The following is a 14,491-nucleotide window of genomic DNA, read 5'->3' on the forward strand; positions in this document are numbered from 1 at the left end:
TATAACCCGGTATGAAAGCGCCTTATGACGCTTTCTTCTTCGGGGCAGCTTTCTTAGCTGTTGTTTTCTTTGTCGTAGTCTTTTTCTTGGCAGCAGTTTTTTTCTTCGCTGGTTTTTTCGCAGCTTTCGCGGCTAACCATTCAAGAGCTTGCTCAAGTGTTACAGACTGTGGATCAGTATCTTTTGGCAGCGTTGCATTCACACGCTTATGGTTCACATATGGGCCGTAGCGACCATCAAGAACGCGTACTGGGCCTTCTTCCTCAGGGTGCTCACCAAGTTCTTTCAGAACTGTTTTAGAGCCACCTTTTTTCGCCGCTGTTTCAGCGATAAGTGTGACAGCGCGGTTTAGGCCGACAGTAAAGACATCTTCGCTGCTTTCCAGTTTCGCATAGGTGCCGTCATGTGCCACATACGGGCCGTAACGACCAATGGCGCTAGTAATAGGTTTACCAGTTTCCGGGTGCGCCCCCACTTCGCGAGGAAGGGATAAAAGCTGTAAAGCTTTTTCCAGGTCTACAAGGCCTGCATCCATATCTTTCGGAATGCTGGCACGTTTTGGTTTTTCACCCTCAACGTCGCTGCCAACCTCGATGTAGGGACCGAAGCGACCAACTTTTACTTCAATTTCACCACCGGTTTCAGGGTCGATACCCAGCACTTTATTTTCTGGTGTACCGCCTTCTTCACCTTCGGCATTCTTGGAACCGAATTGGCGTGTGTATTTACATTCCGGGTAGTTTGAGCACCCGACGAAAGCACCAAAACGACTGGTTTTCAGGCCAAGGCGGCCATCGTCACAGCTTGGGCATTTACGCGCTTCATCGTCATTTTCAAACAGCATTGGGCCCAAGTATTCATCAAGCGCATCAATAACTTCTGCGTTGCGAACGCCAAGAATTTCTTCTGTTTTTGGTTTGAAGGCTGTCCAGAAGGCTTCGAGAACTTTCTGCCACTGCTCTTTGCCATCTGAAACATAGTCAAGCTGTGCTTCAAGATCCGCTGTGAAATCATATTCCACATACTGCTGGAAGAATTTCTCAAGGAACGCTGTAACCAAACGGCCTTTATCGTCCGGCACGAAACGGTTGCGGTCCATGAACACATAACTGCGGTCACGAAGTACTGTAAGGATTGAAGCGTAAGTAGAAGGACGACCGATGCCCAGCTCTTCCATTTTTTTAACGAGGCTTGCCTCAGTAAAACGTGGAGGAGGATCAGTGAAGTGCTGTTTCGGGTTCACCTTATCAAGGTTTACTTCTTCGCCTTCCTTCAGAGCCGGGAGGCGTGCTTCATTCTCGTCAGATTCGTCATCCTTACCTTCCTGATACACAGAAAGGAAGCCTTCAAACTGGATTACTGTACCTGTTGAGCGCAGTTCTGCTGATTTGTCAGCGTTTAGAATAGTAACAGTAGTGCGCTCCATTTGCGCACTTTCCATCTGGCTGGCCACAGTACGGCGCCAGATAAGCTCATATAGTTTCTTCTCGTCAGCATCCAGAACTCCAGCTACATCAGATGGTGTGCGCATTGGATCTGTAGGACGGATAGCTTCGTGTGCTTCCTGCGCGTTTTTCGCCTTTGTTTTATATACACGTGGCTTTTCGGGCAGGAACTTATCACCGTAGCGGTTGCTTACCAGTTGGCGTGTTGCATTCAGCGCTTCCTGCGCGATCGTAACGCCATCAGTACGCATGTAGGTGATCAAACCAGTTACTTCACCACCCAGCGATTTACCCTCATAAAGGCTCTGGGCAACACGCATGGTCTTCGCGGCAGGGAAACCAAGTTTACGGGCAGCTTCCTGCTGAAGTGTAGATGTTGTAAATGGTGGTTGCGGATGACGGCGCGCCGGTTTGCGTTCAACACCTGCTACAGTTAGCGGTGTGTTTTCTACAAGGGCTGCTGCCTTTTTCGCAGCTTCTTCGTTTGCAAGAGCATACTTATCAAGTTTTTCACCGTTTAGCGCAAAGAGACGGCTACCAAAGCCTTTGCCGCCGCCAGTGAGGTCAGCTTCAACGGACCAGTATTCGCGTTCAACAAACGCTTCAATTTCATTCTCTCGCTCACAAACGAGACGGAGAGCAACTGACTGCACACGGCCCGCTGAACGAGCACCAGGCAGTTTACGCCACAGCACAGGTGAAAGTGTGAAACCCACCAGATAATCAAGTGCGCGACGCGCAAGATATGCATCAACAAGCTGTTGATCCAGTTCACGTGGTTCGGCAATCGCCTTCAGAACTGCTGATTTTGTAATCTCGTTAAAGACAACGCGCTTCACTTCAACATCTTTAAGGGCGCGTTTTTTTGCGAGTACCTCAAGCACGTGCCAGCTAATGGCTTCCCCTTCACGGTCGGGGTCAGTTGCGAGATACAGTTTGTCAGATTCTTTAACTGCTTTTGCAATTTCAGTGAGTCGCTTGTTTGAGTCTTTATCAACAACCCAGTCCATTGCGAATTCTTCGTCGGGCTTCACCGAACCATCTTTTGCAGGGAGGTCACGCACATGACCAAAGCTGGCTAAGACTTTGAAATCTTTACCAAGATATTTGTTGATTGTTTTAGCCTTTGACGGCGATTCTACAATAACGACATTCATGTCTGCGCGTATCCTATGACTGTAGTTCGGCTACAAATTTTTGCCTGATCATTGCTTTCACCTAGTTCGTCGGGCCACGTTTTGCAATGACATTATTAATTTTTCACGGCTGCGAGGCTGTATTTACCACCTGCGTGGCGAATAATTTCACCACTTAATTCCAGTACCAGAAACTCAGCCATTAGATCACTGCTACTTCTTCCTGTAAGTCTAACGATCTCATCAATATGAATAGGGCTGTGACTTAAATATTCAACTAACGGTCCACTAGGTACGGTTGCCACAGGTCGCTGGATTTGAGATGGCCTCTTTGGCCGACTTTTCGGTAATGCCGAAGGCGCGGGGATTGATTGACCCAATTCCGGAATAATATCATCAGCGCCTTGGGTGAGAATGGCGCCGTCTTTAATTAATTGATTTGTACCTTGCGCACGAGGATCAAGCGGTGAACCAGGTACTGCGAAAACGTCACGCCCTTGTTCGGCTGCAAACCGTGCGGTGATGAGCGAACCAGACTTCTTTGCTGCCTCTACCACAAGAAGCCCAGTTGATAGCCCTGATATGATACGGTTACGGCGAGGGAAATGTCTTGCTTTAGGTTCCGTACCTATCGCCATTTCGGTTACCAGTAACCCTTGCTTGGCGACCATGTTGTATAAATCAGTATTTTCTGGCGGATATATAAAGTCTATCCCGCCAGCAAGACAGGCAATAGTGCCAGTTAAAAGAGAGGCTTTGTGCGCTGAAGTGTCGATGCCGCGTGCAAGACCAGAGGTGATAGTTATGCCTTGCTCGCCAAGAGCTGTAGCGATTTTTGAAGTTATTTTCTGCCCTGCGGCACTGGCGTTCCGCGCGCCTACGATGCCAATGGATGTTGAATGAAGGAGAGCTTCCTTCCCTTTGATAATGAGTACAGGCGGCGCATCTGGTATTGCTGCCAAAGTTTCCGGGTATCTTTCTTCCCCTAAAAAAATAAAGACAGCGTCGAAATCAAGCGTTCTTTGGCGTTCTTCTTCTATTTGATCTTCAGAAGCGAGCTTGAAGTTCTTTGGTAGACGATTGGTTGTGGTGGAAAGATGACTAACAGCTTTTCGAGCTGAGCCATGTTCTTCAAGAAGCTTGGAGAAAGAAACAGGGCCAATGCCATCCGAGCGAATAAGCCTCAGTCTGGCAAACTTTTCCTCTATGTCGTCTTTTTCTACAAACATGGGGGCACAGTGACCCCCATTTAAAATTCTGTCAATATACGGTGTTAATATACACCCATAAGGATTATTTCTTTTTACCAATCTTTGGCTCTTCGCCTTTCAAGATACGTCCGATGTTTTCCTGATGGCGGTAATAGATCATCGCGGTCATGAAGGCGATAGGCATCCAGCTGTTACCACCGACCAAGACATAATTTATAATTGGTGCGGCAACCGCAGCGATAAGCGCTGAAAGGGATGAGATGCGGAAAACGAGTGCAGAAAGTAACCAAGCGCCAACAGTTGCACCCCCCATAAGGGGTGAAATAGCCAGCAAAGTACCAATGAAGGTCGCAACGCCTTTACCGCCCTTGAACTTTAGATAAACAGGGAAACAGTGGCCCATAAAGGCAGCCATGCCTGCATAAACAGCCATCCATTCATCTGCCAGATAACGCGTAAGAAGCACCGCAATAGCACCTTTGCCTGCATCAAGAAATAGAGTGGCAAGAGCCAAATCTTTCCGACCTGTGCGGAGTACGTTTGTTGCACCAATATTGCCTGACCCCATTTCACGAATGTCACCAAGGCCAGCAAGTTTAGTGAAAACAAGTCCGAAAGGTACAGAACCCAGAAGATAACTTCCAACCAGAACAATCGTGAGTTCAATTGACATAAGTTTATGCTTCCTGACTAAAGAGCGTTTTACCGCCAACAATTGTGCGCCAAACTTGGCCTTGGACAGGCACCGTATCAAACGGTGTGTTCTTCGCAACTGATTTAAAATCTTCCGAAAGAATACGCCAGGGCTTTTCCGCATCAAAGATCATCAGATCAGCTGGTGTGCCTTTCTTGAGAGTACCATAAGGCAATTTGAGTAGTTGGGCAGGGGTTGAGATAAGGGCTTTTAAAGCTGTCATCAATTCAACCTTGCCAGAATGAACAACAGAAAGCGTGAGAGCGAGCAGTGTTTCTGCACCTACAATACCTGCAGCCGCTTGGCCAAGTGGCAGACGCTTAACATCAGCACTCTTTGGGTTATGGTCGCTTACCATTACATCAATTGTACCGTCCGCAAGTCCTGCAATGAGCGCTAATCTATCTTCTTCACCGCGCAGAGGTGGCAGTACCTTGGCAAAGGTTCTGTAACCTTCCAGAGCGTTGTCGTTAAGCATCAGATAGTGCGGTGCTGTTGCACAGGTGATTTTAATCCCTTGTGCTTTAGCGCGTCTTACTGCTTCTACGCCTTCTCGAGATGAAACCAATGCAAAGTGAACAGGTGATCCTGTGAGTTCTGAGAGGCGTGCATCCCGTTCAATCTGGATCACCTCTGCCGCAGCTGGAATGCCAGCCAAACCGAGGCGAGTTGCAAGTTCGCCTTCGTGAGCAAAACCACCTGCTGCGAGGCTATCATCCTGCGCATACTGCACAATAAGTGCGCCAAAATATCCTGAATATTCAAGTAGACGGCGCATTACGAGCGGGTTGCTCACAGCTTTATTGCAGTCTGTAAAAGCAACTGCGCCAGATTCCTGCATCTGGCCGATTTCAGCTACTTGCTCGCCAGCCATACCTTGGGTGGCCGCACCCATTGGGTAAACGCGAACACTGTTACCATCTTCTGATCGGCGGCGAATACGCTCTACTACGGCATCGCTATCAATCAGAGTTGTTTGGTTAGGCTGAAGAATTACGGTGGTGATACCCCCAGCTGCAGCTGCTGCGCTATCCACGCTGTGGGAGCGCATATCAATAATGCCAGGGCTGAGAATGCGGCCTTTGCAGTCCACAATCTCTGCGCCTTCAGGTGCTGTGATGTTTTCACCGATTTCGGCAATTAGCCCGTTTTCAACCAGTAGATCGCCTTTGACATCCGTTTCGTTTGACGGATCAATAAGGCGGGCATTCTTATAGAGAGTTGCCATCTTATTCATCCCCTCTCAAACCGCGGGTGAGTACATCAAGGCACGCCATACGAACGGCAACACCCATTTCGACCTGTTCTTCAATCGCCGAACGGTCAAGATCATCTGCCACATCAGAGGCAATTTCAACGCCGCGGTTCATTGGGCCGGGATGCATAACCAGAACATCATCTTTGGCAACACTTAGCTTTTCCTTCGTAAGACCCCAGAAGCGGTAATATTCTCTGAGCGAAGGCAGGAAAGCACCGTTCATGCGCTCTTGTTGTAGGCGAAGCATCATCACTACATCGGCCCCTTCAAGACCTTCATCCATCCGGTGATATACCTCCACACCAAGACGCTCCACATCTGCTGGGAGGAGAGTAGGAGGGGCAATAAGGCGAACACGGGCCCCCATGGCATTTAAAAGGTAGATGTTTGAGCGTGCAACGCGGCTGTGAGCAATATCACCGGAGATCACAATGGTTTGGCCATGTATCTGGCCTTTGCGGCGACGGATAGTGAGCGCATCCAACAAGGCCTGTGTTGGATGTTCTGATCGGCCATCACCAGCATTAATTACAGCGCAATCCATTTTCTCCGACAGGAGTTTAACAGCTCCGCTATCAGCATGGCGCATTACAAGTACATCTGGATGCATGGCATTCAGTGTAGCAGCTGTATCCAGAAGCGTTTCCCCCTTTTTGATAGAGGAAGAGCCCGTGGACATGGAAATGGTATCCATACCTAGGCGTTTGCCTGCAATCTCAAAGCTCATCAATGTACGTGTTGAGTTTTCGAAAAACAGATTGATCTGCGTAAGGCCTGCACATGTTGATGTGGTTTTCTTGGCCTGTCTGTTTTGATCAACATATTTTTCTGCAACATCAAGCAGATGTTTGATGGAGGTTGGGTCCATACCCCATATGCCAAGAAGATGTTTATGCGGAAAAAGTGAGCCCGAGGGCGGAGAAATTTCCGCGCGCGGGTAGGATGCCATGCTGGTGTTTTGCGTGCTCATTAAAACCGTCTTATAGAAGGTAAAATACTGGCTCGCAAGAGACGATATTTGATATTTAAAGGAAATGAAACTGGATAGTTTACTTCACTAAAATTTCTCGTTTCATTGTGTGTGTAAACTCAGCATCTTTTCTCTTGAAAGTGAGTATAGAGTTTTCGGGGATGGAGTGAAGATCACACCCTCTGCGTTCCGGTTTTTTTCCGTCTATCGATTCAATAGTATCACCGGCCTGTAATCCTGCCACTGCGGCTGGGGAAGAAGGTGATACTTCAAGAATACGGAGTTTTCCATCTACCGGTGCAATGAGAGCCCCGCTTCTTTGTTGTGAAGGCATTTCTGGCGTAATGCCTAATGGGTTTGTAATCTGAACTCTTTTGTTTTTTGTATCAAAAGTCAGCCTGTAATTTTTCATCAATTGAGCAGAGAAGATGTTTTCTCCCGGAATTACGGAGACAATAGGTTCATTGATAGTATGTTTTCCGAAGGTCAGATTAGCTTTTGCTCTCGTGGAGAGAGAAATATCTGTGCCGTTAACGCCTTGGGAAACTGTGGCGGGAACAGCTAATGTATGCGTGTCAACATTCTTCAAGCTAGATAAAACAAGCATTTCCCCAGCGGCGGTATCCATCAGTAATTTCAGCTTTTTATCGCCGAGGCGTGTATTTAGCCAGGGGCGGTCATCCGGGCCTGAAGTAGAGAAGATATCAATGCCGTTAGGAGCTGAAATATGGCCGCGAGAGACAAAAATCTCTCCTTTGGTGTAATCAAGGGTTAGCATTGTATTCTCAAATACTGAAAAGCCAAGAATACCGTCTATGCGTGTTCCCATTACCAGTTCTATTGAGTCAAATTCCGTTAGATGAACGTACCTGCGCCCAATCTTGAAGGCACCGATGCTTGATTTTGATATTTTTGTATATGTACGGCTTTTGACATTTTTCCCGGTAATGCGCTCAAAGGCATCTGGGTCAAGAAAGCTTTCATAGGCTCCTGTATCCAGTAGCATGTTCAGTGTTGCGGTGGTGTTTGTTGTTTTAGACCGGATGCTGAGAGGTAAAACGAAATAAATACCACACTGTATGATGGGTAATTTAATAGGTGATTTTAGTGGTGACTGCGCAGAGGCATGGGGAAGGGAGAGAGAAAAGGCTACCAATAATAGGATTATATGCCGCATGAACTCCACCTTTGAAGATAGGTAAGTATCTCATAAAAAAGGTGCTTTCTCAATTGAACTAAAGGTGAGTATTAGGAGCGAGACAGTGTTTAACCCGGGCGGGCTATTTTTTCAGGTGTGCTTGCCATTTTTTTGACCACTCATTGAGTGGTCGTAGTTTCTCGCTAAGTTCCAGTCCAAGTGGCGCTATAGTCCACATAGTATCAGGGGTTTGTTCCAGAATTTGAGCTGCTTTAAGTTCTTTAAGCCTGCGGTCCAATACACTCGGGGACATGTTATCGCATGATTTCTGCAATTGCCGAAACCCTTGAGGCCCTGACTGTAATTCCCACAAAATGCGAAGTGTCCAGCGGCGCCCAAGCAGGTCAAGGGCTGCCATTATAGAGCGACCAGTGTCTGATCCTCTAACTGGGGTGCCCGGTAGCGGGATATTTTCTCGCTTCGTGCTCACAGGGCGTGCAAAGCTCCTTGGAGAATATAGGCTGCAGCCATCTTATCAACGACTTCCTTGCGCCGAGCACGGCTGCTGTCAGCCTCTAAAAGGGTGCGTTCTACTGCGGCGGTGGAAAGGCGCTCATCCCAAAGGGTCTGGGGCAGGTCAAAATGTTCAGCGAGATTATTTGAGAAAGCAGTCACTGATTGGCAGCGAGGGCCAAGCGAGCCGTCCATATTAACTGGCCAACCGATAACAAAACCGCCTACGTTTTCTTTTTCTACAATTTCTTTAAGACGCGCGACATCATCCTTAAATCGTTTGCGGCGGATAATCTCAAGTGGTGTTGCGATTGTAAGGGTAAGGTCCGAAAGGGCGAGGCCGATTGTTTTGCTGCCCGGGTCCATGCCCAAAAGGCGTTGACGGGGTTTAAGCCCCGTCTTGAGTTCTGAAATGGAAACTGTGTTGCTCACTGAGCAAATCCTATCTGTTTGCTTTTAACCATGCTTGGGCACGCTCTACAGCATTTTCACGTAGATTCATATAGAACATGTGATAGTCGTAAACATGATAGTTTTCACCATCCATTTTATATTGCTGCCAAGCTTCACCGGGCAGATCAACAATATAGAGAACGCCGTCTTTGCCGCACTGTGTGCCTGTGAAGTGTGGTACTGGTTTGCCGAGTGGTGCATCAGCATCATCACTGCGAGCCATCGCACCGCGGTGCGCAGAACGTGTTTCGTTTGAACCGATCAGCCAATCCTGCGGGTTTGTGCACAACATTTGTGTGCCCTTACGTGGCTGGAAATTTAAACCAAATGTCGTATCCATATATTTCTGCAAACCAGCCGGGTTGCCGCCAAGGCCAAAGGTTTGGTAGGAAATTACACAACCAGTTTCCGCTTTTCGTTCGCAAGCTTTAATATCTGCAAGTGCGCCAAGATCATTTTCAATACTGACAGGCCATCCGATTAAGTAGGCTGCGATCATACGTTTCTGAAGATCAGTTCCGCTGATCCGTTGCTGAAGAAGGTAGAGGAGGTGTAAAGAGCCTTGGCTATGTCCAGCTAGGATGAAGGGGCGATCGTTATTGCGATTAGCAATAAATTCATCAAAAGCAGCAACTACATCTTGGTTAGCTAGCATCAGTGCCTTTAAGCCTTCGCCAGTTTCATCAAAAAATGCACCGAACGTTGCTTGACGATAGCGCGGTGCGTAAATCTGGCCTGCGCCGTTAAAAACACTCGCCTGTAGTTTCATAGAGCGTTTATCAACACGTATATTGGCTAGCTCTGCATCGTCAGGAGCGTTCCACGCATCTTTTTGCAGATAGGTTGTTGGATGTACAAAAAATACATCTGCTTCAGGCACCATAGCTATTTGAGCTATACCTTCGGGAAGGGATGTTGCGGTGGAGCCACTTCCTGGTAAAGCTGCCCAAGATGCCTCTTGTGTATAGTCGCGCTGCGGGGAAGGGGTATCTTCTGCATATGGATGAGATGGTGTGAAAGCAATTCTTAGTGCTGCCTCTGGATTACTGTTAAACCAGAGTGAAAAGGCAATCATTACAATTGCGCTCAGGACCACGAGTCCGGCAATCACAATTAAAAATATCGCGGCTGGTTTGGTTTTAGCCATCGGTTTCCCCCGTCATAATCCGTTTTGTTACGGCCATAGCGCCATAATATGATCGTCAATCACTCGGCCATCTTCATATCTAAGCACTTTGTGACGTGTGCCTTCGAGTTCAAAGCCAAGATTTTTATAAAGTTGTTGCGCTGCAACATTATCACTGTGCACGTGAAGTTCAATACGCTCAAGCGTTTCGTGTTTTTTTACCCAAAGAATAAAATGATTGAGGATTGCTTTGCCGATGCCGTTCCCTCTGTGCCCTTGTTTCACAGACATAGCGAAGCTTGTACTGTGCTTTACACGGGCACGCATATCTGTCCAGCTATCAAGCATGCCGATGATTTTACCATCCCTTAAAGCCAATAGGCATGTTTCCGAAGGGTGTAGAGCTTTCTTGGAAATCCAGAAACGCTGTTTAAAGCCGCCAGTTCGAAATTCTGATTGCCGAGTAATCAAGTGGTCAGAAGTACCGTAAATTTCCTTAATATATGCGTTCAAAGCACGTGCGTCAGAGGCCTTAGCTTCACGAATTTCAATATTTGCTGCCACTATAGTGATTCCCTACTTGCCCCAATGGGTTTCTGGCGCTAAGTTCCGCGCTTGATCTTATTCGTTTTTCCTGACTACTCATAGGGAATTTCCATGTCAAACATTGACAAGGCAACTGTTGCCAAAATTGCGCGTCTTTCGCGCATCAAAATTGAAGAAGACAAGCTGGAGCCACTAGCGGGTGAGCTTAACAATATCCTTGGTTGGGTAGAGCAGCTTGAAGAAGTAAATACAGATAACATCGAGCCAATGGCGAGTGTTGTTGATGCAAAGCTGCGTTGGCGCACAGATGATGTGAATGACGGCGACAAGCAGGAAAGCGTTCTGAAAAATGCGCCACGCGCAGAATTCGGCTTCTTTGCTGTACCTAAAGTAATTGAGTAGGGCTGGCCTGATGACTGATTTAAATAAACTTAAAATCGCTGAAGCGCGTGATTTGCTACGCAAAGGTGAGCTTACAGCACGTGAGCTAACGGAAACTCACATTAAAGCTGTTGATGAAGCTGATGTGCTGAATGCCTATATTGAGAAAACACCTGAGATCGCGCTAGAGCAGGCTGATAAAGCTGATGCGATGATCAAAGCGGGTGATGCACCAGCAATGGCAGGTATTCCTGTAGGTATCAAAGACCTGTTCGCGACCAAAGGCGTGCACACACAGGCGTGTTCAAAAATTCTGGATGGTTTCAAGCCAGAGTATGAAAGCACAGTAACCCAAAAGCTTTGGGATAACGGTGCCGTTATGCTTGGTAAGGTGAACATGGACGAATTCGCCATGGGTTCATCAAACGAAACAAGTTATTACGGCCCGGTGAAAAACCCTTGGCGTCGCGGTGACACAGATACTGTACCAGGTGGTTCATCTGGTGGTTCCGTGGCTGCTGTTGCTGGTTTTGCGGCAATGGGTGCAACGGCGTCTGATACGGGTGGTTCAATCCGTCAGCCTGCGGCGTTCACTGGCACATTCGGTATTAAGCCAACATACGGCCGCTGTAGCCGTTACGGTATGGTTGCGTTCGCAAGCTCGCTTGACCAAGCAGGTACAATCACCCGCGATGTTCGTGATGGTGCTATTATGCTTGAGGCGATCTCGGGCTTCGACAGTAAAGACAGCACAAGCGTTGATGTTGCTGTACCAAACTTTGAAGCGGCCCTTACGGGTGATATCCGCGGTATGAAGATTGGTATTCCAAAAGAATATTATCTTGACGGCATGTCTTCAGAGCTTGAGGCATTGTGGCAAAAAGGTATTGAGTGGCTGAAAGCTGCTGGCGCTGAAATCGTTGATATCAGCCTGCCACACACAAAATACGCACTGCCAACATATTATATTGTGGCGCCTGCTGAGGCTTCTTCGAACCTCGCGCGTTATGATGGTGTTCGCTACGGTCTTCGCGAAACAGTTGAAGGCGGCGGCCTGGAAGATATGTATGAAGCAACACGTGCGGCTGGCTTTGGTGACGAAGTGAAACGCCGTATCATGATTGGTACATACGTTCTTTCTGCTGGTTACTATGATGCTTATTATCTGAAAGCTCAGAAGGTTCGTCAGTTGATCTCAAACGACTTCAAAGAAGCGTTCAAATCTGTTGATGCGATCCTTACTCCAACGGCTCCGTCGGCTGCGTTCGCACCGGGTGAGAAATCAGATGATCCTTTAGCAATGTATCTGAACGATGTGTTCACGGTTCCCGCATCTCTTGCGGGGCTGCCGGGCTCAAGTGTTCCTGCTGGCCTTGATGAAGGTGGTCTGCCGCTTGGTCTTCAAGTGCTTGGTAAGCCTTGGGATGAAGAAACAGTTCTAAAAGTATCAGGCGTTCTGGAAGAAGCGGCAAGCTTCAACCATGAGCCTAAAGTTTGGTGGAGGTAAGCGCTATGACTTATATTATTCAAGGCGCTCATGATGATTTTGAAGTTGTAATTGGCCTCGAAATCCATGCTCAGGTAACTTCAAACGCGAAGCTTTTCTCTGGTGCAGCAACTGAATTTGGTGCTGAGCCAAACGCACAGGTATCTCTCGTAGATGCTGCGATGCCGGGTATGCTGCCAACAATTAACGAAGAATGTATCCGCCAGGCGGTGCGTTCTGGCATTGCTCTTGGTGCGCAGATCAACAAATTCTCCAAGTTTGACCGTAAGAACTATTTTTATGCTGATTTGCCGCAGGGCTATCAGATTTCTCAGTTCTCGCATCCAATCGTTGGTGAAGGCGTTGTAACCGTTGATCTTGAAGGTGGTAAAACCAAAGAGATCGGTGTTGAGCGTATCCACCTGGAGCAGGACGCTGGTAAATCCATGCACGATCAGCACCCTCAGTTCACGTATGTTGACCTGAACCGTTCTGGTGTTGCACTTATGGAAATTGTATCCAAGCCGGATATGCGCAGCCCTGAAGAAGCGGCGGCTTATGTTACTAAAATTCGCACAATCCTTCGCTACATTGGTTCCTGTGACGGTAACATGGAGCAGGGCAGTATGCGTGCCGATGTGAACGTTTCTGTTCGCAAACACGGCGAGCCATTTGGTACACGCTGTGAATTGAAGAACATCAACTCTGTTCGTTTCGTACGTCAGGCAATTGAGGTTGAAGCACGTCGACAGGTAGACATTATCGAAAGCGGTGGTGTGGTTGATCAAGAAACACGCCTGTTTGATCCGAACAAAGGCGAAACACGTTCTATGCGTTCGAAGGAAGAGGCACACGATTACCGTTACTTCCCTTGCCCGGACCTTTTGCCTGTAGAATTTGATGATGATTTCATCGAAGCAGCGCGTGAGAGTCTGCCTGAGCTTCCAGACGCGAAGAAAAACCGTTTCATGGAAGAACTGGGCCTGAATGATTACACTGCTGGCGTTCTGGTTGCTGAAAAAGAATCGGCTGACTTCTTCGAAGTGCTTGTTGATGCACTAGCGAAGAAAGCTGGTAAAGATGCTGGCAAAGTAGCCGTTAAGGCTTCTAACTGGCTGACAGGTGATCTGTTCGGTGCGCTGAATAAAGCGAGCAAAACAATCACTGAAAGCCCGGTCTCAGCAGCTCAAGGCGCTGATCTTCTTGCCCTTATCGAAGATGGCACAATTTCTGGCCGTATCGCTAAGGACGTATTCGAGGTAATGTTCGAAACAGGCAAAGACGCGGAAGCAATTGTTGAAGAAAAAGGCCTGAAGCAGGTTTCTGATACTGGTGAGATCGAGAAGATCATCGATGAAGTGATTGCAGCAAACCCAGGGCAGGTTGAGCAGTACCGTGGTGGTAAAGATAAGCTGATCGGCTTCTTTGTTGGTCAGGTAATGAAAGCAACTGGCGGTAAAGCAAATCCGGGCGTTGTGAATAAGCTTCTAAAGCCAAAGCTTGATGGCTAGTCTTATCTGAAATTTAAAGAATTGAAAAAGCCGCTGTATTCCAGCGGCTTTTTTTATGCCTCAATTTCGCCCAATGGCATCAATAAGCTTCCTTTGAATGGAGGAAGATATGCGTACTTTACTCATGACAATGATGCTGCTGGGGTCGATTGGGGCTGTTGCTCAAGACCAGCAAGAAGAGCAAGGAAAACCCAAAGAACAAACTGAACAGGCCGTTAAACCTGATTACTCCAATCTGTGTATTGGCGATGGGTGCGATGCTTACCTGCCGTTTATTACGCGTGGGCCTTCCTTGTATCCGGAAGTTAAAGGAAGAAAACGCTTGAACAGTGTTCTTGGGGGTGTTGCTGGTGCGGTTCTTGGCGAAGGGATCGCAGGTGCGCCGGGGGCTGTTGGTTTAGGCCTTTTGGGGGCTGGTCTTGGTTATAATTTCGAGATCGACCGCAGATATGAAGAGCAATACCGTGAGCAGAGGAAGTCATGGGAACGTGGCGACGATATTTATTATAATCCGTCACATCCCATTCCGCAAAATGCCCATTGGCTTCAGCGAGACGGTAAAAATAAAAAGAAATAACAGTTCATTCCCGGTTCAGGTTCATTCTCGTAATTTTCACTCCATA

The 14,491-nt window shown here is 47.7% G+C and carries 14 protein-coding genes; 4 read left to right on the plus strand and 10 right to left on the minus strand.

Annotated features, from left to right (window positions below; translation table 11 throughout):
- Positions 1-22 precede the first annotated feature (22 nt).
- The 10 genes from topA to MF542_RS08935 all read right to left on the minus strand — a co-directional run bounded on the left by topA (position 23) and on the right by MF542_RS08935 (position 10,508).
- Positions 23-2,602, minus strand: a complete 2,580-nt coding sequence (gene topA, locus MF542_RS08890; protein ID WP_247018188.1) for a type I DNA topoisomerase — start codon at positions 2,600-2,602, stop codon at positions 23-25.
- A gap of 95 nt (positions 2,603-2,697) precedes the next feature.
- Positions 2,698-3,810 carry a DNA-processing protein DprA gene (gene dprA, locus MF542_RS08895; protein WP_247018191.1) on the minus strand — a complete coding sequence of 371 codons (1,113 nt, stop codon included), beginning with the start codon at positions 3,808-3,810 and terminating at the stop codon, positions 2,698-2,700.
- Between the two features lie 64 nt (positions 3,811-3,874).
- Positions 3,875-4,465: a glycerol-3-phosphate 1-O-acyltransferase PlsY gene (gene plsY, locus MF542_RS08900; protein WP_247018193.1), complete on the minus strand. Its 591-nt coding sequence runs from the start codon at positions 4,463-4,465 to the stop codon at positions 3,875-3,877.
- Positions 4,466-4,469: 4 nt separating this feature from the next.
- On the minus strand, positions 4,470-5,714 hold the full coding sequence (gene pyrC, locus MF542_RS08905; protein WP_247018195.1) for a dihydroorotase: 1,245 nt from the start codon (positions 5,712-5,714) through the stop codon (positions 4,470-4,472).
- Position 5,715: 1 nt separating this feature from the next.
- On the minus strand, positions 5,716-6,693 hold the full coding sequence (locus MF542_RS08910; RefSeq protein WP_425531251.1) for an aspartate carbamoyltransferase catalytic subunit: 978 nt from the start codon (positions 6,691-6,693) through the stop codon (positions 5,716-5,718).
- Positions 6,694-6,793: 100 nt separating this feature from the next.
- On the minus strand, positions 6,794-7,891 hold the full coding sequence (locus tag MF542_RS08915) for a PDZ domain-containing protein (protein ID WP_247018199.1): 1,098 nt from the start codon (positions 7,889-7,891) through the stop codon (positions 6,794-6,796).
- A gap of 103 nt (positions 7,892-7,994) precedes the next feature.
- Positions 7,995-8,342: a winged helix-turn-helix transcriptional regulator gene (locus MF542_RS08920; RefSeq protein WP_247018201.1), complete on the minus strand. Its 348-nt coding sequence runs from the start codon at positions 8,340-8,342 to the stop codon at positions 7,995-7,997.
- Complete coding sequence (ruvX, locus tag MF542_RS08925) at positions 8,339-8,797, minus strand: Holliday junction resolvase RuvX (protein ID WP_247018203.1); 459 nt, start codon at positions 8,795-8,797, stop codon at positions 8,339-8,341. Before ruvX ends, MF542_RS08920 begins: the two co-directional genes overlap by 4 nt.
- A gap of 10 nt (positions 8,798-8,807) precedes the next feature.
- Complete coding sequence (locus MF542_RS08930) at positions 8,808-9,965, minus strand: DUF3089 domain-containing protein (protein WP_247018205.1); 1,158 nt, start codon at positions 9,963-9,965, stop codon at positions 8,808-8,810.
- A 27-nt stretch (positions 9,966-9,992) separates the two neighbouring features.
- Positions 9,993-10,508, minus strand: a complete 516-nt coding sequence (locus MF542_RS08935; RefSeq protein WP_247018207.1) for a GNAT family N-acetyltransferase — start codon at positions 10,506-10,508, stop codon at positions 9,993-9,995.
- A gap of 93 nt (positions 10,509-10,601) precedes the next feature.
- On the opposite strand from MF542_RS08935, the gene gatC reads away from it, so the two are divergent.
- The 4 genes from gatC (at position 10,602) to MF542_RS08955 (ending at position 14,445) form a co-directional block, all read left to right on the plus strand.
- The gene (gene gatC / locus MF542_RS08940; RefSeq protein WP_247018209.1) at positions 10,602-10,892 is read left to right on the plus strand and encodes an Asp-tRNA(Asn)/Glu-tRNA(Gln) amidotransferase subunit GatC; all 291 of its coding nucleotides are present in this window, start codon (positions 10,602-10,604) and stop codon (positions 10,890-10,892) included.
- Between the two features lie 10 nt (positions 10,893-10,902).
- On the plus strand, positions 10,903-12,378 hold the full coding sequence (gene gatA / locus MF542_RS08945; protein ID WP_247018211.1) for an Asp-tRNA(Asn)/Glu-tRNA(Gln) amidotransferase subunit GatA: 1,476 nt from the start codon (positions 10,903-10,905) through the stop codon (positions 12,376-12,378).
- A 5-nt stretch (positions 12,379-12,383) separates the two neighbouring features.
- Complete coding sequence (gatB, locus tag MF542_RS08950) at positions 12,384-13,868, plus strand: Asp-tRNA(Asn)/Glu-tRNA(Gln) amidotransferase subunit GatB (RefSeq protein ID WP_247018213.1); 1,485 nt, start codon at positions 12,384-12,386, stop codon at positions 13,866-13,868.
- Positions 13,869-13,977: 109 nt separating this feature from the next.
- Complete coding sequence (locus tag MF542_RS08955; RefSeq protein ID WP_247018215.1) at positions 13,978-14,445, plus strand: hypothetical protein; 468 nt, start codon at positions 13,978-13,980, stop codon at positions 14,443-14,445.
- Positions 14,446-14,491 lie beyond the last annotated feature (46 nt).

This window comes from Kordiimonas laminariae, from assembly GCF_023008165.1.
GTDB classification, from domain to species: domain Bacteria; phylum Pseudomonadota; class Alphaproteobacteria; order Sphingomonadales; family Kordiimonadaceae; genus Kordiimonas; species Kordiimonas laminariae.